Annotated in this window: 15 protein-coding genes and 1 riboswitch; of the genes, 12 read left to right on the forward strand and 3 right to left on the reverse strand. The window is 70.1% G+C overall.

What is annotated here, in order from left to right:
* Positions 1–116: 116 nt before the first annotated feature.
* Positions 117–228, reverse strand: a riboswitch (TPP riboswitch).
* Positions 229–331: 103 nt separating this feature from the next.
* The 10 genes from DFI_RS12340 (at position 332) to DFI_RS12380 (ending at position 8,999) form a co-directional block, all read left to right on the forward strand.
* A complete protein-coding gene (locus tag DFI_RS12340; protein ID WP_022801015.1) occupies positions 332–547 on the forward strand; it encodes a hypothetical protein in 216 nt (71 codons plus the stop codon).
* Positions 534–1,661, forward strand: coding sequence for an MFS transporter (locus DFI_RS12345; protein ID WP_022801014.1), 1,128 nt, complete (start codon positions 534–536; stop codon positions 1,659–1,661). The genes DFI_RS12340 and DFI_RS12345 overlap by 14 nt, the downstream gene beginning before the upstream one ends.
* On the forward strand, positions 1,658–1,816 hold the full coding sequence (locus DFI_RS20240; RefSeq protein WP_155864580.1) for a hypothetical protein: 159 nt from the start codon (positions 1,658–1,660) through the stop codon (positions 1,814–1,816). Before DFI_RS12345 ends, DFI_RS20240 begins: the two co-directional genes overlap by 4 nt.
* Entirely contained in the window at positions 1,809–4,130 is a 2,322-nt protein-coding gene (locus DFI_RS12350) for a molybdopterin oxidoreductase family protein (RefSeq protein ID WP_081425940.1), read from the forward strand. Before DFI_RS20240 ends, DFI_RS12350 begins: the two co-directional genes overlap by 8 nt.
* On the forward strand, positions 4,127–4,792 hold the full coding sequence (locus DFI_RS12355) for a 4Fe-4S dicluster domain-containing protein (RefSeq protein ID WP_022801011.1): 666 nt from the start codon (positions 4,127–4,129) through the stop codon (positions 4,790–4,792). Before DFI_RS12350 ends, DFI_RS12355 begins: the two co-directional genes overlap by 4 nt.
* A complete protein-coding gene (locus DFI_RS12360) occupies positions 4,789–5,361 on the forward strand; it encodes a QcrA and Rieske domain-containing protein (RefSeq protein ID WP_051308123.1) in 573 nt (190 codons plus the stop codon). Before DFI_RS12355 ends, DFI_RS12360 begins: the two co-directional genes overlap by 4 nt.
* Positions 5,362–5,417: 56 nt before the next feature.
* The gene (locus tag DFI_RS12365) at positions 5,418–5,705 is read left to right on the forward strand and encodes a DUF6755 family protein (protein ID WP_155864581.1); all 288 of its coding nucleotides are present in this window, start codon (positions 5,418–5,420) and stop codon (positions 5,703–5,705) included.
* Between the two features lie 28 nt (positions 5,706–5,733).
* Entirely contained in the window at positions 5,734–7,086 is a 1,353-nt protein-coding gene (locus DFI_RS12370) for an MFS transporter (protein ID WP_043779074.1), read from the forward strand.
* A gap of 230 nt (positions 7,087–7,316) precedes the next feature.
* Positions 7,317–8,408, forward strand: coding sequence for a GAF domain-containing protein (locus DFI_RS12375; protein ID WP_051308125.1), 1,092 nt, complete (start codon positions 7,317–7,319; stop codon positions 8,406–8,408).
* 12 nt (positions 8,409–8,420) lie between these two features.
* Positions 8,421–8,999, forward strand: a complete 579-nt coding sequence (locus tag DFI_RS12380) for an AfsR/SARP family transcriptional regulator (protein WP_051308127.1) — start codon at positions 8,421–8,423, stop codon at positions 8,997–8,999.
* 19 nt (positions 9,000–9,018) lie between these two features.
* Here the strand turns inward: DFI_RS12380 and DFI_RS12385 are convergent, their stop codons facing one another.
* Together DFI_RS12385 and DFI_RS12390 are read right to left on the reverse strand one after the other, a co-directional pair.
* Complete coding sequence (locus DFI_RS12385; protein WP_043779076.1) at positions 9,019–9,618, reverse strand: FmdE family protein; 600 nt, start codon at positions 9,616–9,618, stop codon at positions 9,019–9,021.
* A gap of 35 nt (positions 9,619–9,653) precedes the next feature.
* A complete protein-coding gene (locus tag DFI_RS12390; protein WP_051308130.1) occupies positions 9,654–11,009 on the reverse strand; it encodes an MFS transporter in 1,356 nt (451 codons plus the stop codon).
* 121 nt (positions 11,010–11,130) lie between these two features.
* Between DFI_RS12390 and DFI_RS12395 the strand changes: the two genes are divergently transcribed.
* Positions 11,131–11,499: a MerR family transcriptional regulator gene (locus tag DFI_RS12395; protein ID WP_027463785.1), complete on the forward strand. Its 369-nt coding sequence runs from the start codon at positions 11,131–11,133 to the stop codon at positions 11,497–11,499.
* A 69-nt stretch (positions 11,500–11,568) separates the two neighbouring features.
* The gene (locus DFI_RS12400) at positions 11,569–12,321 is read left to right on the forward strand and encodes an MBL fold metallo-hydrolase (protein ID WP_027463786.1); all 753 of its coding nucleotides are present in this window, start codon (positions 11,569–11,571) and stop codon (positions 12,319–12,321) included.
* A gap of 64 nt (positions 12,322–12,385) precedes the next feature.
* On the opposite strand, the gene DFI_RS12405 is transcribed toward DFI_RS12400, so the two are convergent.
* On the reverse strand, positions 12,386–17,755 hold the full coding sequence (locus DFI_RS12405) for a DNA repair ATPase (RefSeq protein ID WP_081425942.1): 5,370 nt from the start codon (positions 17,753–17,755) through the stop codon (positions 12,386–12,388).
* Between the last annotated feature and the right edge of the window lie 67 nt (positions 17,756–17,822).

Raw genomic sequence — 17,822 nt, forward strand, 5'->3', positions numbered from 1 at the left:
AAAGAGGTCAGGCGCGTGGCCCGCAGGGGGCGTCACTCGCGTGGATTGGTCATCGAATCAAGAGCCCTCCTCCTGAAAGTCGTTCCGGAGGAGGGCGGCCCGCAGGCATGCAGGAAGGTCCGCTCGCGTCAATCTTCCTCCGCTGGTGCAAACCAGATCAGGTTCTAGGGTTAGGCCGCGGCCCTCTCAGCCCGCCGCATCTGCGGCCGGGCACCCCTGTTGACGTGCAAACAGTGTCCCACCGCGCGGGGGCAGGGTCAAGCGCGCCGTCCAGGCGGGCGAACACGGAGCGTGTTAGCCGCTTGTAAGTGCCGCCCGGCATCGTGCGCCCATGACGCAACCCCCTGAACCGCCCGGGCGCGGCACCAGCACCCGCCCCGAGTTCGTGATGTCGGTCTGGCGTTCCCGGGCGGGCCACTGGCAGGGCCGCCTGAAAAGCGTCCGGGACGGCTCGGAACGCCACCTGAGCGACCTGAACGAACTGCTGGACGTGCTGGACCACTGGACGTCCGGCGCCCCCCGGAGGGAACCCCATGCTGAAGCCTGACACCCTGCTGCCCAGCGCCGCGCCCCTGCCGGCCCGCCGGGACGCGCCGCCCGTGAACGTCCCGCTGATGGACGTGACCCTGGACCGCCGGGGCCTGCTGTACGGCCTGCTGTTCTCGTTTCTGCTGACCCTGGCGGTGTACTTCGGGTCGCAGCGTTTCCACGGCTTCGACGGGGCGCTCGCCGGGTACTGCTTCGCGACCATCTTCGCGCTGTTCGGCGTGGTGTACCGCTACGTGGTGTGGCTGCAGCGCCCCGCCACCCGCACGTACTGGAAGCGCGGCTGGGAGCTGTTCTGGCAGCCGGGGCAGCGCGTGCACAACACGCTGCTGTTCTTCCGGATGGGCTGGGAGAAACTGATCGAGCAGCGCTTCATCCGGCGCCGCTCGAAAAACCGCTGGCTGGCGCACCAGCTGATCTTCTGGGGCTGCGTGATCGCCATCGCCATCACCTTCCCGCTCACCTTCGGGTGGCTGCGCTTCGAGAGTGATTTCACCAACCCCAGCGATTACCTGATCGTGCTGTTCGGCCAGCGGCTGGAGTTCTTCACGTTCCCCGCCCGCAGCGTGCTGGGCTGGCTGATCATGCACGGCCTGAACATCGCCGCGGTGCTGTGCCTGGCCGGGATCAGCCTGGTGCTGGGCCGCCGCATCAAGGACGAGGCGGACATCACCACGCAGCGCTTTGATAACGACATCCTGCCGCTGGTGCTGCTGTTCGCGGTGTGCGTGACCGGCATGATGCTGACCGTCTCCAACATGTTCATGGAGGGCAAGTTCTACTACTGGATCACCACCACGCACGCCGTGACCGTGATGCTGTGGCTGCTGTACCTGCCGTTCGGGAAGTTCTTCCACATCTTCCAGCGCATCGCCAACGTGGGCGTGTGGTTCTACAAGGCGGCCGGCGCCAATGGCCCGCAGGCCAAGTGCGCGCGCTGCGACGCGGAGTACATGAGTGAGATGCACCGTGCGGACGTCAAGGCGATCCTGCCGGACCTGGGCTTCGACTACCGGCATGACCAGGCGGAGAACTGGCAGAACCTGTGCCCCGCCTGCCGGCGCAAGCTGATGACCCTGAACCAGTTCCAGGCGACCGGCAAGGAGTTCATGTGACGAGCCTCCCCCGCCCTGCGCCGAAAGAGGTCCCGACCCCCCGCACCTTCTCGAAGGGCCGCGCGTACGCCGAATTCGTGGCGTGGCTGGGCAGCCTGTCGCGGCCCGCGCCGGTCCCCCTGCCCCTTCCCGTCAAGGAGATTCCCCATGGCTAAACCGCCCCTGACCCGCCCGCAGTACCTGGAGGAATTCGGGCCGACGCTGCACTACACCCCGCCGCACGGCTTCAAGACGGTGGACGAGTACGACGACATCGTGGACACCCACTGCTGCTTCTGCGGCCAGCAGTGCGGCATCAAGCTGAAGGTCAAGGACAACGCCGTGGTGGGTTTCGAGCCCCGCTACGACTTCCCCTTCAACCGCGGGAAGCTGTGCCCCAAGGGCATCAAGCGGTACCTGCAGGGCAGCCACCCGGACCGGCTGCTGTACCCGATGCGCCGCACCGAGCAGGGGTACCAGCGCATCAGCTGGGACGAGGCGCTGTCCGAGACGGTCAGCAAGATCCAGGAAATCCAGGCGAAGTACGGCAGGGACAGCTTCGCGATGCTCTCGGGCGTGAGCCTCAGCAACGAGAAGTCGTACCTGGTGGGCAAGTTCGCGAGGTTGGCGCTGCAGACCGCGAACCTGGACTACAACGGGCGGCTGTGCATGGTGTCCGCCGGCGCCGGGAACAAGAAGGCGTACGGCATCGACCGGGCCAGCAACCACTGGGAGGACATCACCAAGGCGAAGGTGATCTTCATCATCGGCACGAACATCGCCGAGTGCTTCCCGATCACCACCGACTACATCTGGCGTGCCCGGGACAACGGCGCGAAGGTCATCTACGCCGACCCGCGCATGGTGCCCATGGCCCGTACCGCCGACCTGTTCCTGCCGCTGCGGGTGGGCAGCGACTCGGCACTGCTGATGTCCATGCTGCACGTCATCATCCGTGACGGCCTGACCGACGAGGCGTTCATCGCCGCGCACACCCTGGGCTTCGACGACGTGCGCGAGGCGGTGAAGGACGCCACGCCCGAGTGGGCGGCGCAGATCACCGGGATTCCCGCCGCGAAGATCGAGCAGGCCGCCCGCTGGTACGGCGAGGCCGAGACCGGCATGATCCTGCACGCGCGCGGCCTGGAACACCAGACCAAGGGCGTGGACAACGTGGTGAGCTGCGCGAACCTGGCGCTCGCCACCGGCAAGATCGGCCGCGAGGGCTGCGGGCACAGCACCATCACCGGGCAGGGCAACGGGCAGGGCGGGCGGGAACAGGGCCACAAGTGTGACCAGCTGCCCGGCAACCGCGACATCACCAACCCCGAGCACCGCGCGTACATCTGCGACGTGTGGGGCGTGAGCGACGAGGAACTGCCCGGCAAGGGCCTGTCGGCGCAGGAGATCCTGAACGCCATTCACGCCGGGGAGATCAAGGGCCTGCTCAGCCTGTGCTTCAACCCGCTGGTGTCCCTGCCGGACGCGAACTTCAACCGCGAGGCGCTGGACAAGCTGGAGCACTACACCGTCATCGACTTCTTCCTCTCGGAAACCGCGCAGCACGCCGACATCGTCCTGCCCGGCAGCCTGCACGAGGAGGACGAGGGGACCAGCACCAGCGGCGAGGGCCGCGTAATCAAGATCAACGCGCCCGTCACCCCGCCCGGCGAGGCGAAACGCGACTGGGAGATCCTGCTGGACATCGCCGGCCGCCTGGGCCGCGGCAAGTACTTCCCGTTCCGGAACACCGAGGAGATCTTCAACGAGATGCGTGTCGCCTCCCGCGGCGGCACCGCCGACTACAGCGGCATCACCTGGGACAAGATCGTGGCGAACCAGGGCGTGTTCTGGCCCTGCCCGCAGACCACCGAGCGGGGCCGCACCACCAAGAACCCCGCCGAACTGGACACCGCGCACCCCGGCACCCCCAGGCTGTACGAGGGCGGCGTCTTCTACTTCCCGGACGGCAAGGCCCGCTTCAACCCCGTGAAATGGCGCGAGAGCGCCGAGGTCGTGGACGACGAGTACCCGGTGTGGTTCACCACCGGCCGCGTCGTCAGCCAGTACCTCAGCGGCTCCCAGACGCGGCGCATCGGGCCGCTGGTGGACCAGTTCCCGCACCCGAAACTGGAAGTGCACCCGCGCATGGCGCAGCAGCTGGGCATCCGCACGGACGACTGGGTGACCATCCAGACCCGGCGCGGGCAGGTGATCATCCAGGCGAACGTGGTGAACACCATCCGGCCCGACACGGTATTCATGGCCTACCACTGGGGCGGCAAGGAAAGCGCGAACCTGCTCACGCAGCGCGCCCTGGACCCCGTCAGCAAGATCCCGGAGTTCAAGGTCAGCGCCTGCCGCGTGCGCCTCGCCACGCCCGAGGAGCAGGCCGAGGGGCAGCGCGTCAAGGCCCTGAGCGCCGTGACCGAGAAGGGCATCCCCGCCGGGTACGGCCTGGACGCCCGCCGCCAGGAGCTGAAGCGATGAGCGAGATGCGGTTTTTCATCGACCCGGTGCGCTGCATCGGCTGTAAGGCCTGCATGCAGGCGTGCAGCGAGTGCAGCACGCACCGCGGCAAGAGCATGATTCACCTGGAGTACATCGAGCGGGGCAGCAGCACCCAGACCGCGCCGATGGTGTGCATGCACTGCGACCTGCCCACCTGCGCGGCCGTGTGCCCGGCCGACGCGATCAAACGCACCGAGGACGGCGTGGTGCAGAGCAGCCAGTCGCCGCGCTGCATCGGCTGCGCGAACTGCGTGAACGCCTGCCCGTTCGGCGTGCCGCGCTACTACCCGGAAATCGACCAGATGCTCAAGTGCGACATGTGCTACGACCGCACCAGCGTGGGCCTCAAGCCCATGTGCGCCAGCGTGTGCCCCAGCGAGGCGCTGTTCTTCGGGACGCTGGAAGAATTCCAGTCCCGCCGGCACGGCACCCCGAAAAACACCTTCCAGTTCGGCATGCAGACCATCACCACCAAGGTGTTCATCGTGCTGCCTGAAGGCGAGATGGGCCTGGACATGGACGTGATCAGCCACATGGACGGCCGCTTCGACGACCAGGCCTTCGATCACCTGGACCCGTTCGCGCACCTGGACCCGCTCCCGCAGCACCCCTATCAAAAGCCACAAGGAGGCCCGCTGTGACCGCCCGGAACACCCCCACGCCCGCCGAGGCGGGCACCGCCGCGCCTGAATGCAAGCGCGAGGCGGCCCTGAAAAAGAAGTACCGCCGCCACTGGGAAGACGACTTCAGCGTGGACTGGGACACCACCGAGTACGTGTCCCGCCGCGAGTTCACGCGCTTCCTGGGCCTGAGCAGCGCCGGGATGGCGCTGGGCACCACCGTGATCGCCGCGGCCGCCAGCCTGAAAGGTGAGGAGAAGGGCGAGTCGCCGCGCGTGCGCGTGGGCCGCATTGCGGACTTCCCGGTGGGCGCCAGCAAGGCCTTCGAGTACCCCCGCAAGGGCCTGTACGCCCTGCTGGTCCGCCACGAGGACGGGTCGTTCAGCGCGTACAGCCAGAAGTGCCCGCACCTGGGCTGCGCGGTGTACTACGAGCACGAGAAGAACGTCCTGGAATGCCCGTGCCACGAGGGGTTCTTCAACGTGAAGACCGGGGACGTCATCAGCGGCCCGCCCCAGCGGGGCCTGAGCGTGGTGAACCTGGAAGTCTCGAACGACGAGGTGTGGGCCGTGGGCGGTGGTGGACATTGACGCGCCCTGACCCCACCCATGGCGCCGGCCGTGTGGTCCCGCCCGAAAGCCGGGACATGCGCGACCCCGCCAACCACGCCCTGCCGTCCCGGCCGAACACCGGCGCCCCGCGCGCCACGCGGCCCCGCCCGCAGTACGCGCAGCGCAGCCTGATCATCGGACTGATCCTGAGCTTCGTGCTGATTTTCTGGACGGTGCAGCTGTTCATCCTGATGACCAGCCTGGACGCCTACCTCGGCCACGAGCACGGCCTGCTGTGGCCCGCCGCGCTGAGCAGCCTGCTGCTGGCCGCGCTCACCCTGGTGCTGGTGCGCCTGATTCCCAAAGACCCCCGCCGTGACTGACCGGCACACAACAAGCGAAGGAGTTGTTATGACGACCACCGACCCGTCCCCCGCCCGTTCCTCCTCGTGGCTGCCGGCCTGGCAGCCGAACGACCCGGCGTTCTGGGAGGCGGAAGGCAAGACCCGCGCCTGGCGGACGCTGTGGGTCACCACCTTCGGGCTGACCCTGGCGTTCGCGGTGTGGTTCATGGTGAGCGCCATCGTGGTGCGCCTGAACGACATCGGCTTCGCCCTCAGCAAGGACCAGCTGTTCTGGCTGACGGCCATGCCGGGCCTCGCGGCCGGCCTCACGCGGCTGCGGCACATGTTCCTGGTGCCCACCTACGGCTCGCGCCTGACCCTGACGGTCTCCACGCTGGGCCTGCTGATCCCGGCGGTCGGGTGGGGGCTGGCGGTGCAGAACCCGCAGACGCCCTACTGGGTGCTGCTGGCCCTGGCCTTCCTGGCCGGGATGGGCGGCGGGAACTTCAGTTCGTTCATGCCCAGCACGTCGCTGTTCTTCCCGAAGAAGATGCAGGGCACCGCGCTGGGCATCCAGGCCGGCATCGGGAACTTCGGGGTGTCGCTGGTGCAGTTCCTGACGCCCTGGGTGGTGGGCGTGAACCTGTTCTGGTTCCTGGGGTCGAAGTCCGAGAACTGGGTGTTCGCCGGGAAAACGCAGCAGATCTGGCTGCAGAACGCCTCGTGGGTGTACATCCCGTGGCTGATCGCCGCGGCCGCGCTGAGCTGGTGGCTGATCCGCAGCGTGCCCATCAAGGCGAACGTCAAAGAGCAGCTGGCGATCTTCGGGGACAAGCACACCTGGATCATGACCAGCATCTACATGATGACCTTCGGCGCCTTCAGCGGGCTGGCCGCCGCGTTCCCACTGCTGATCAAGACCCTGTACGGCGGCTTCGAGAACGCCCCGCTGCCCCTGAAGTTCGCGTTCCTGGGGCCGCTCATCGGCTCCACCGTGCGCGTGCTGTTCGGCCTCATCGCCGACAAGACCGGGGGCGCGGTCCTCACCACCGTCAGCGCCATCGGCATGGCCGTGTGCGCCGTGCTGGTCACCTTCTACGTCACGCCCACCGGCCTGGAACAGTTCCCCATGTTCGTGGCGACCATGCTGGGCATCTTCTTCTTCAGCGGCATCGGGAACGCCAGCACCTTCCGGCAGATGCCGATCATCTTCAACCCCCCGCAGAGCGCCGGCGTGATCGGCTGGACGGCCGCCATCGCCGCGTTCGGGCCGTTCATCGTGAGCATGCTGATCAGCTTCACGCTGACCGCCGCCGGGAACGTCAAACCCTTCTTCTTCGGTCTGGCGGTGTTCTGCCTGTTCAACCTGGCGCTGAACTGGTGGTTCTACAACCGCCCCGGCGCGGAAAAACCCAGCTGACCCAGCACGCTCAGGGCGGGGCGGTCCTCTCCGGGGGCCGTCCCGCTGCGCTGTCACGGTCGGTGGCGCGGAGCCGCCTGCCTCCGGCCGGGCGTGCTCAAATGCCCTGCAGGCGGTGGCGGGCGTGGCGCAGCGGCTGAACCTGAACGTCCGGGCGTGACGGGCGCCCCGCGGCCCGTTCTTGAGGAATGCCCCATTTGCCCCTGGACGGGTCCGCTAGGATACCGGGGATGCCGGCCGACGTCCTGTCCACGGTGAGCTGGGCCGCGGAAACGCTGAGCCGGGAACCCCGGCAACTGTTCCATGTGGTGCGGGTGCTGCTCTCGGACCTGCGCCGCGCGACCGGCATGGACGGCGCGGAACTGTACCTCGCGGACCCGCAGCAGTCGGTGCTGATCCTCAGCGGGTACGCCGGCAAGGACGCCGAGGCGTTCCTGGAAAAGTGCGTCTTTCACTTCGGGGAGGGCTTTCCCGGGCTGGCCGCCGCCGGGCGGCAGATCGTGGAGACCCGGAACCTGGAATCCGACGAGCGGTACCTGCGCGAGCGGGTGCGCGCGCTGGGGTACCACGCGTTCCTGAGCTACCCGCTGCTGCTGCCGCACGCGGTGGTGGGCGTGCTGAACCTCGCGGCGCGGGATGTGCGGCAGGTGGAAGCCGCCAAGCGCAGCCTGGCGCTGATCTCGCCGCTGCTGGCCGCCAGCCTGTACGCGGTGATGACCTCGCTGGGCGAACGCACCCTGGAACGCGTGCGGCAGGCGCGCACCCCGCGGGACCGGGCGCTGGCGCTGCTGGAAGACAGCCTGGAGGCCAGTTCGGGCCTCCGGGCGGCGCTGCGGCCCCTGCACGGCGACCAGATCGAGACCCACCCGGACCAGATGCGCCCCTGCGGCTGTGACGGCAAGGCGCCCTGCCCGGCGCAGGCGGGGCAGATCTGCGTGTCGGGCATGCCGGAGCTGCCCTGCGCGGCGCTGCCCGTCAACCCTCACGTGGTGTGCCTGCCCGTCTGGGATGCGGGCGAGGTGAAGGCCGTGACGACCGTGCAGTTCTCCGCCAGGGGCGACCTGCATGCCGAGTCGGTGGCGCCGCTGCTGTGGATCTCGCGCCTGGCGGCGGGGGCCCTGGAGTTGCCCACCACCGCGGCGGCCCCGGAGACGCCGGTGTGGCTGGACATCGAGACGCTCGGCGCGTTCCGGATCCGGCGCGGCGGCGAGGTGCTCTCCCCGAAGGACTTCCGGCGGCGGCAGGCGTACCAGCTGCTGAAACTGCTGGTGACGCGCTGGGGCCGCCCGCTGCACACCGACGAGCTGTGCGAGGCGCTGTAGCCCGGCGAGGGCGTGGACGAGCGGGTGCTGGCGCGGCTGCACGTGACCCTGAACGCCCTTCGGCAGGTGGTGGAACCCCCGGACGCGTCCGGCGGGCGGGCGGAGGCGCAGGTGATCCTGCGGGACGGCAACGCGTACCGCTTCGCGCCGACCGTGGCGTACCGCCTGGATTCCGAGCAGTTCGAGACGCTGGTCCGGCAGGCGGACGGGCAGACGGGCGCGGCGGCGCTGGGCACGTACGCGCTGGCGCTGGCGCTGTACCGCGGGGACTTCATGGAGGACGACCCGTACTCCGACGCGTTCGCGCTGGAACGCGATTACCTGCGGGAACTGGCGGTGCGGTCCCTGTTCCGCGCGGCCGAGCTGCAGGAGGCGGCGGGGCTGAATCAGGACGTGCTGGCGTCGTACTCGCAGATTCTGGCGATCGACCCGCAGCACTTCGAGGCGCATGAGGCGCTGATCACGTTCCTGGTCAAGCACGGCCGGGTGGAGGACGCGCAGCTGCGCTGGGAGCGGTACGCCCGGGCGTTCGGCGGGGCGCCGCGCCTGCCGGCCCCCGCGCAGCAGCGGTCCCGGCCCCTGCCCAACTGAGCGGAGGGCCAGGGGAAGGTCAGGCCGGCTGCCAGTAGGCCTCTCCGGCGCAGTCCCGGCACAGGGTCCGGCCGCCCCGAGCTATCTCTCGTTCGTTGATGATCTCCTCGCCGCAGGTGTCGCACACGGCGCGTTTCCCGGTCACGCTGACCAGGGCCTTCAGGTCCACGGTGAGGGTCACGGGGGTCACGGTCAGGAGGTCGTCGTCCGGCCAGGTCTGGTAGGCGGCCATGTAGGCGTCCCAGCGTTTCTGCTCGCCGCGGCCGGCGCGCACGCGCGCGCGCAGGTCGGTGCGGGGCATGATGCGCACGGCCCGCCCGGTCTTGAGGTCCACGAAGGTCGCGGCGACCTTGCCGTGGTCCACGAGGCGCATGGTGCGCCGCCCCAGCCAGCAGCCGGACGCGACGGACACGCCGTCCGCGAAGCAGCCGTCGGTTTCCACGAACACCAGCACGCGCTTGTCGGTGCGGGGAAAGCTCAGGTCCAGTTCCCGGGCGGCGCGCAGCCCGATCCGGGCGCCCAGCACCTGCCGGGGGCACAGGTGGCTGTGCAGCGCCGCGCTGCGCGCGAGCAGGGCCGGCAGGGCGTCCAGCGGGGTGGGGGGCGGGGGGGCGGTCATGAGGGCTGTCATGTTAGGTCCTTTCCGTCCGGGCGTCAGTGGCCGTGCACGGCGGCGCCGTCGATCTGGCCCTGGAGGTGCGGGGTGGCGCGGCGCATCATGTTGTGAATCACGAGGTGCATCCACAGCAGGGACACGGCGGTGATCACGAACACCACCAGGAAGGTCGTCTGCGGGAACCCGAACAGGGTCTTGGTGTACGCGAACAGCGGCGGGAGGAAAAAGCCGCCCAGGCCGCCCAGCATGCCCACCAGGCCGCCGACGGCGCCCACGTCCTTCGGGAAGTACTCGGGGATGTGCTTGTACACGGCGGCCTTGCCGACGCCCATGGCGACGCCCACCAGGAACAGGCACAGCGTGAAGGGCCACAGGCCGAGCTGGTACTGCATGACCTCGTGGTTGGTGACGCCGCCCAGGCCGTCGGGCTGGTACAGGACGATATGGCCGCTGGGCATCATCATGAACAGCAGGGACACGAGCATCAGGATGAACGCGCCGTAGGTGGCGGTGCGCGCCCCGAAGCGGTCGGCGAGGTACCCGCCCAGGGGCCGCAGCAGGCTGGCGGGGAAGATGAACAGGGCGGTCAGGAGCGCGGCGTCGTGCAGGTCCAGGCCGAACACGTCCACGTAGTACTTGGGCATCCAGGCGGCCAGGGCCACGTACGCCCCGAAGAACACCACGTAGTACAGCCCGAAGCGCCACACGCGCACGTCCCGCAGCGGCGCGAGCATGTCCGCCAGCCGGCGGCCCTGCCCGGGGAAGCGGTCGGTGCGGGGGGCCAGGGCGAACACGGCCAGACCCATCAGGATCAGCAGGCAGCCGTAGATGAAGGGAATGCCGCGCCAGCCGCCGGGCATCAGGCCGCCCAGCAGGCCCGCGGCGGGCAGGGAGGCGATCAGGGCCGGGCCGATGAACTTGGTGACGCTGGCGCCCACGTTCCCCGCGCCGAACACGCCGAGCGCGGCGCCCTGCTGATTCTTGGGGAACCACACGCTGTTCCAGGCGATGCCTACCGAGAAGCTGTTCCCGGCGAAGCCCACCAGGAACGCCAGGGCCAGCAGCAGCGGGTAGCTCTGCGCCTGCGAGATCGCGAAGGCCGGCAGGGCGGTCAGGAGCAGCATGGTGCCCAGCACCCGCTTGCCGCCGAACTTGTCGGCGATGATGCCGGCCGGCAGGCGCCAGAACGAGCCGTTCAGGACCGCCACGGCGCTCAGCCAGGAGAGCTGCACGTCGGTCAGGCCGAATTCCTTGCGGATCGGAATGCCCAGGATGCCAAACATCAGCCACACGGCGAACATCAGCGTGAAGGCGGTCGTGGACAGGACCAGCACCTTGCGGCGGTCACCCGCCTCGCGGGCCGGGTCCGGCCCCTGGGACGTCAGGGTCGTCATGCCTGCATGTTCCCCCTGGCACTTACAAACCGTTAACAAAGCGCGCGGCGCGCTGGCCTTCCCGGTCCGGCGCGGCGGGGGGCTTGACCCTGACACATGCGGGAGGGTTTAGGGTGGGGGCATGCGGATCGGAGAACTCGCGAAGGCGTCCGGGGTGAGCGTGCGCGCCCTGCGGCATTACGACGCGCTCCACCTCCTCTCCCCGGTCCGCTCGGACAACGGGTACCGCGCGTTCACCGAGGACGACCTGCGGCGCGTGCAACTCATCCGCCTGTTCCTGAGCGTGGGCTTCCGGCTGGAGGAGATCCGCGAGTACGGCCCCTGCTGGCAGGGCGGCGCGGACCTGAACAGCCCACCGCACCTGCCCGACACCCTGGCCTTCTACGAGCGCAAACTGCACGACATCGACGCCCAGATCGCCGGACTGCAGGCCGTGCGCGAGCGCCTGCGGGGCCACATGGAGTACCTCCAGGCTCCCCCGCTGTCCTGACCGCCCTCCCCTACCCCTTCCGCGCTTCCCCGGTTTCCGGGGAGGGTCACCGCCCCATGGAGGCACCCCATGCAACTGCACCTGCTCCGCAACGCCACCCTGCGCCTGCACTACGCCGGCCGCACCCTCCTGATCGACCCGATGCTGGGCCCGGTGCACACCTTCCGGTCCCTGGCCGGCCGCGAGGAAAACCCCACCGCGCCGCTGCCCCTGCCCGCCGAGGACGCCGTGCGGGGCCTGGACGGCGTGATCGTCTCGCACCTGCACCCGGACCACTTCGACGAGGTCGCCGCCCGCCTGCTGCCGCGGGACCTGCCGCTGCTGTGCCGCAGCGGGGACGAGACCTTCTTCACGGGGCAGGGCTTCACGCAGGTCACGCCCCTGACCGGCCCGGGCGACTGGCTGGGCCTCAGCGTGCAGCCCACCGCCGGGCAGCACGGCACCGGCCCCATCCTGGACCGGATGGGCGAGGTGACCGGCTTCCTGCTCAGCGCGCCGGACGAACCGATCCTGTACTGGGCGGGCGACACCATCCTGTACCCGCCCGTGCTGGACGTCCTCCGGGACGCGCGGCCGGACGTGGTGGTCACGCATTCCGGCGGGGCCGCGCTGATGGACACGCCGATCATCATGGACGCCGCGCAGACGCTGAACGTGCTGCGCGCCGCCCCGGCCGCGCGGGTCGTGGCGACGCACCTGGGTGCCCTGGACCACTGCTTCACCACCCGCCAGGACCTGCGCGCCGCCGCCGACGCCGCCGGCATCGCCCCGGAGCGGCTGCTGATCCCCGCCGACAACGAAACGCTGACGCTGACCCGCTGAGCACGTTCTGGCGTGGGCCGGGCACCGCTCATTCAGGTGCCCGGCCCACGCCAGCTCTCTGAAGTCAGGGCTGGTCGGGGCGCGGGTCGGCCGGGTGGCGGCCCTCCCCCGTGGCGGGCAGGCGCACGAACCCAGAGGCCGGGGTCTGGCGGCGGCGGATGGTGTCCATCAGCTCTCGGATGGCGTCGGTCGTCTGCGCCTGCCGCTCGCTGCTGGCGGTGAGGCTCTCGATCAGGGGGGCCAGCGTGGCGTGCAGGGCGGCCGGGAGGTCCTCGCCCGGGCCGGACCGCTGCACGGTGCGCGCCAGTTCGGTGAGGGGCCCCTGCAGGCTGGCCTGGAGCGCGCCGGGCAGGGCCGCGGCGAGCTGCCCGGTCTGTTCCTGCGCGCGGGTCAGGCCGGCCAGCAGGGGTTCCAGCGCGGCTTTCAGGGCGTCCGGTCCGGGAGCCCCGGCCGGGCCCGGGGGGGTCCCGAGCGCCTGGAGGCCGCTGGCGATGTCGGCGAGTTGCGCGACCATGCGCTGCCCGGTGTCGGTGTCGTCGCCGCCCATCTTCTTCGCGCGGCGGTAGTCGGCCTTGATCTGCGCCCAGCGGGCGGCCTCGTCGGGGGTGAGGGTGCCGCGCAGTTCGCCCAGTTTCAGCAGGTTCTCCTCGGCGCCGGTGGTCAGGAGCTGCGCCTCGCGCAGGTAGTGGTCGGCGATCAGGGCCTGCAGTTCGGCGTCGTTCAGGACGGGGCTGACCTTCTCCGCGAGCTTGTTCATGTTGCGGTAGCTGCCCTGCAGCTTGAAGGGCGGTTCCTGGCGGTAGGCGTCGGCCTGGGCGGCGCTGGCGATGTACTGGGCGTTGATGCGGAACAGCACGTCCCGCACCTCCATCAGCTTGCGCAGCGTGGCGACGATCTCGCTGATCTCGGCGTCGCTGTAGGTGTGCTTCAGGCCGCCCAGGGACACGTCGCGGCCCTGGGCGCGTTCGGCGAGCAGGTACAGGTCCGCGAGGTCGCGGGCGGCGAGCGGCGCGAGAACCGGGTTGCTGGTCAGGCTGTTCTCGATGTACGACAGCAGGAAGGCGTCTTCCCTGCCGTTCAGCACGTCGCCGAGGTTGTACACGTCGGCGCGGTTGGCGAGCATGTCGGGAATGCGGAACACGTCGCCGGACTCGGTGTAGGGGTTCCCGGCCATCACGACCACGAACTTCTTGCCGCGCAGGTCGTAGGTTTTCGTGCGGCCCTGCCACACGCCCTCAATGCGGCGGGTGGCGTCGGTCAGGGAGATGAACTTCTGCAGGAACTCCGGGTGGGTGTGCTGGATGTCGTCCACGTACAGCATGACGTTGTTGCCCATCTCCAGCGCCAGGTTCAGTTTCTCCAGTTCCTGCCGGCTGGTGGCGTCCGGGGCCTGCACCGGGTCCAGCGAGCGGACCTCGTGGCCCAGGGAAGGCCCGTTGATTTTCATGAACACCAGGCCCAGCTGGTGGGCGACGTACTCCATCAGGGTGGTCTTGCCGTACCCGGGCGGGGAGATCAGCATCAGCAGGCCCATCAGGTCGCTGCGTTTGCCCTCGCCGGCGGTGCCCATCTGCTTGGCGAGGTTGTCGCCGATGATGGGCAGGTACACGTCGTTGATCAGGCGGTTGCGCACGAACGAGGTGAGCGGCCGCGCCTGGAATTCCGTGAGGCGCATGGCGTCCCGCTGCGCGGCGATGACCTCCTGCCGCGCGGCCTGGTAGCGCTCGAAGGCGGGCACGAACGTGTCGCGGTGGCGGGTCAGGCGGGCCAGGGTGTCGTCCACGCTGAGGGTCAGCGCGCCCTGCGCGATGCGGGGATGCTCGGAGAGCAGCCCGCCTACCGGCGCGGTGAGCGCCACGCTGCGCACGTCGGCCTGCACCTGTGGGCCGTACAGGCGCAGGGCGGCGGCTTCCGGCACGTGGCGGGCCAGCGCCGCGAACTCGGGTGCGGCGGCCAGGGCGCCCAGCCAGTGGGTGAGGAGCGCCCAGCGGCCGGCAACGTCGCCGTCCAGGCGGTCCAGCGAGGCCTGCACCTCGCCGGTGAGTCCGGCCTCGGCCAGCTTCGCGTCCAGCGCGGCGTTCAGGTCGGCGGCGGCCTGCGTGAAGCCCAGGCGCACCGGCGTCTGCCGCAGTTCCTCCGCCAGGAATTCGGCGGCCTGCGCGGTCTGCTCCGGGGTGTGCGGCAGGCCGGCGTCTGCCAGGAAGGCGGCGATACGGGTGCCCAGGGCGCTCACGGCCTCGGCCCGGGCGGCGCGCCCCCCGAACAGGCGCTGCATGGCGTGGGCACTGGTCAGCCGGGCCTGCCAGCCGGCCTGTTCCTCCGCGCCCAAGTGCGCCCAGACCAGGGCCGCCCAGGCGCGGGCGTCCGGCGGGAAGGCGAGGGTGCCCGCGCCGCGCAGCAGCGGCAGCAGCCGCTCCAGGATGCGGGCGGCGTCGTGGTCGTGCACGCCCTTCTCGTACCCCTCGCGGTAGCGGGGCGCAGCGAACGCCCGGACGGCCGTCTCCAATTCCGCGCTGCCCAGCCGCGACAGGCGGGCGAGGTCCAGGCCCTCGCGGCCCTCCTGCGCGGCCCACAGCACCTGCCCGGCGAGGTACTCGGCGCGGCTCACGTCCGGCGATTCGGACGGCAGCGTGACCGGCCAGTAATCGCGCAGCTCGTTCATGACCGGGTGGTTCAGCGGCTGCATGAAGTCCGTGCCGGTCAGGTGCACGGCCAGTTCGTTCCCGCGGGGCAGCAGGGTCAGGTCCAGCGGCTGGGTGTTCACGCTGAAGCGGTGGCGCGGCCCCAGGCGGATGACGTGCCCGCCGTCCTCGAACAGGTCGCTGCGGTCGCGCAGGGTGCGCACGGCGTTGTCCCGGGCGGCCTTCAGGCGGGCCTCGACGTCGTCGGCCTTCACGGCGTCGCCGAGGTCCCGCAGCCGGGCGGTGAGGTCGCGGAGTTTCACGACCAGCGGGTCCCCGGCGAAAAAGGCGTTCAGGTCGTCCGGGGTGCCGAGGCGCTCGGTGCGTTTCCCCAGGCCCGCGAGGATGCGGCCTGCGGCGTCCTGCACGGCCTGCGCGCGGCGGCCGCGCTCGTCCAGCAGGGCCTGTTTGTGCGTCTCGAAGACCTCCAGCACCTCCTCGCGCTTGGCGAGGATGTCGCCCAGGAAGCGCTCGTGCTCCCCGAACTGGCCTTCGAGTTCCTCCAGCTGCACCATCAGGCGGGCGAGCTGCTCGTCGGCCTTCTCGGGCGTGGTGCTCAGGCCCAGCGCGCCCGTGATGCTCTGCGCGTACAGGCTGAACTGCGCGGCGAACTGCGCGACCGCCTCGCCCTCGCCGAGCGTGCGGCGTTTCTGCTCGGTGCGGGCGCGGGCCTGGTTCAGCCGGGCGTAGATGCCGCTGATGGCCTCAACCACGCGGGTACGTTCGGTGGCGTCCTCGACCTTCAGGCCGGTCATGAGTTCGGAGAGCATGTCCAGGTCGCCGGCGGCGTCGGTCATGGCGTCCAGCACGGCGGCGAGGTCGCGGGTGGTCTGCGCGGCGTCCGACTGTGCTTCCAGGCTGCGCAGCGCCTCGGTGAAGGGCGTCAGGGCCTGCTCTCCGGCCAGGAAGGTGCCGGTGGCCGCGCCCAGGCGGGCGTGCGCGCCTTGCACCTCGGTGGCCATGGCATCGATGGCGGCCGTGTCGATGTACCGCAGGTCGCGGATGGTCATCAGCCGCCCGCGCTGCGCCGTCAGGCCGGCCAGGGCGTCCACGTACTCCTGGATGCGCGTCCAGCCCTCGGGTTGCAGGCTGCCCAGCAGGCGCCGCTGTTCGGCGCGGGCGTCCTCCAGGGCCTTCTGCGCCTGAGCGCGGATCGCCTGCACCTTCTCGAACTCGTCCAGCACGCTCTCGGCAGTGGCGGTGATGTCGTGCAGCACCTGCGGCAGCTCGCCCGCGACCTCGCCCGTGAACCAGTGGTGCAGGTCGAACAGCCGCCGCGTGCTGTGCGTGAGCAGCTGGTAGCGAGGCGCGGACACGTCCGGGTGCCCGATCTCGCGCGCCAGGTTGAACAGGTTGGAGATGCCGCGCACCAGTTCGGCGTTGCCCAGCCGGCCCAGCGCGGTGGTGCTGGGCGGGCGGCTGGCGGCAAACTCGTCGGTGGTGAAGGGCGTCTGCCACACCTGCATCTGGTGCACGCGGGTGGCCTCGGCGGACTCGGCGGTGAACAGCACCATCCGGCCGTCCGGCATCAGCGCGTACCCGTGCGCGAACAGTGGCGCCTGCACCTGCCGGGCGATCAGGTTGTACACAAAGAGCGCCGAGCGGCCTTCCTCCGGTTCGTAGAAGGAGAACAGCACGTCCTCGCCGTTCGGGGAGCGCAGGGCCCGTTCGAAGTGCATGCCCTGCATCACCGCGTCGAAGGCCTTGTGCTCGCCGTTCTGCAGGTAGTACCCGCCGGGGAAGATGATGCCGTGGTCCTCGGGCAGCTGCACGCACGCCTGCGTGATGGCGTCCAGGCGCGTGACGCGGCGCGTGACCGTGTTGTACACCAGGCCCCGCCAGGCCGTCTCGCGGTACGGCAGCACCTTGAGCAGGATCAGGGAGCCCACCTGCGCGAACTCGAACTGAGCGTCGTCCAGGGACTGCGTGCGGTCCTCGACGGGTTCGCTGTAGATGCCCTCGCCGGTCTCGGTGTTGTTCTCGACCTTCACGGTCAGGTCCCCGCCGCTGGTCTCCACGAACAGCGTGTCCAGGATGTTCAGGTGCGGGTGCCGGCCGCTGACCTCCAGTTCCCGCCCGGCGCGGGTCCAGGCGAAGTCGAACGGCGCGGGCAGTTTCAGGTCGGCGTTGCCGCGGGCATCCAGGTACGCCAGCGTGCCGTCCGGCCGGATCGCCCAGCGGAACACGCGCATGTCGCTGCTGCGCGCCCCGATCTGGAAGGCCGCCAGCAGCCGCCCGTCCCGCACGGCCAGCTGAAGCAGCCGGGCGTCCTTGTAGTACGCGTACAGCTCCTCAAAATCGCGCTGGAAGGTCGCGTCCGCCAGGAAGGTGCCGGCGGGCGAGACGGGTTCCACGTCGTACTGGCCGTTCAGGTCGGACAGGTGGTACAGCCCGAACACGTCACTCACGCGGGTCTGGGTCTTCAGGCCGGTGAACACGTTGAACCCGAACAGCAGCAGACTCCCGCCCCGCCCGTCCGGGACCTCCACCACGTCGCGGCCCAGGCTGCTGTGCTCGGTCATGATCCGGAAGCGGCCCAGCAGCGCCAGGGTGCTGTCCCCGAACTCGGCGAGGCGGCGGGTGTTCAGGTCGGTCGCCACGGCCTCCACCCGCGCGCCCAGCGTCAGCAGGCGCTGGCGCAGCACCTCGTACGCGCCGCCCTGAGCCACCGCCTGGTCCACGGCGGAGGGCGGCGCGTCGGTCAGGGCTGGGGCTTGGGGGTCAGCAAGGGTGGAAGCCGGGGGTTGGGTCATGAAAGGGCACCTGTGGCAGCAATGGGGGCTCAGCCGGGGCGGCGGGGAATCCCCCCGGGCGGGCCCG

The sequence above is a fragment of the Deinococcus ficus genome (assembly GCF_003444775.1).
Classification (GTDB): domain Bacteria; phylum Deinococcota; class Deinococci; order Deinococcales; family Deinococcaceae; genus Deinococcus; species Deinococcus ficus.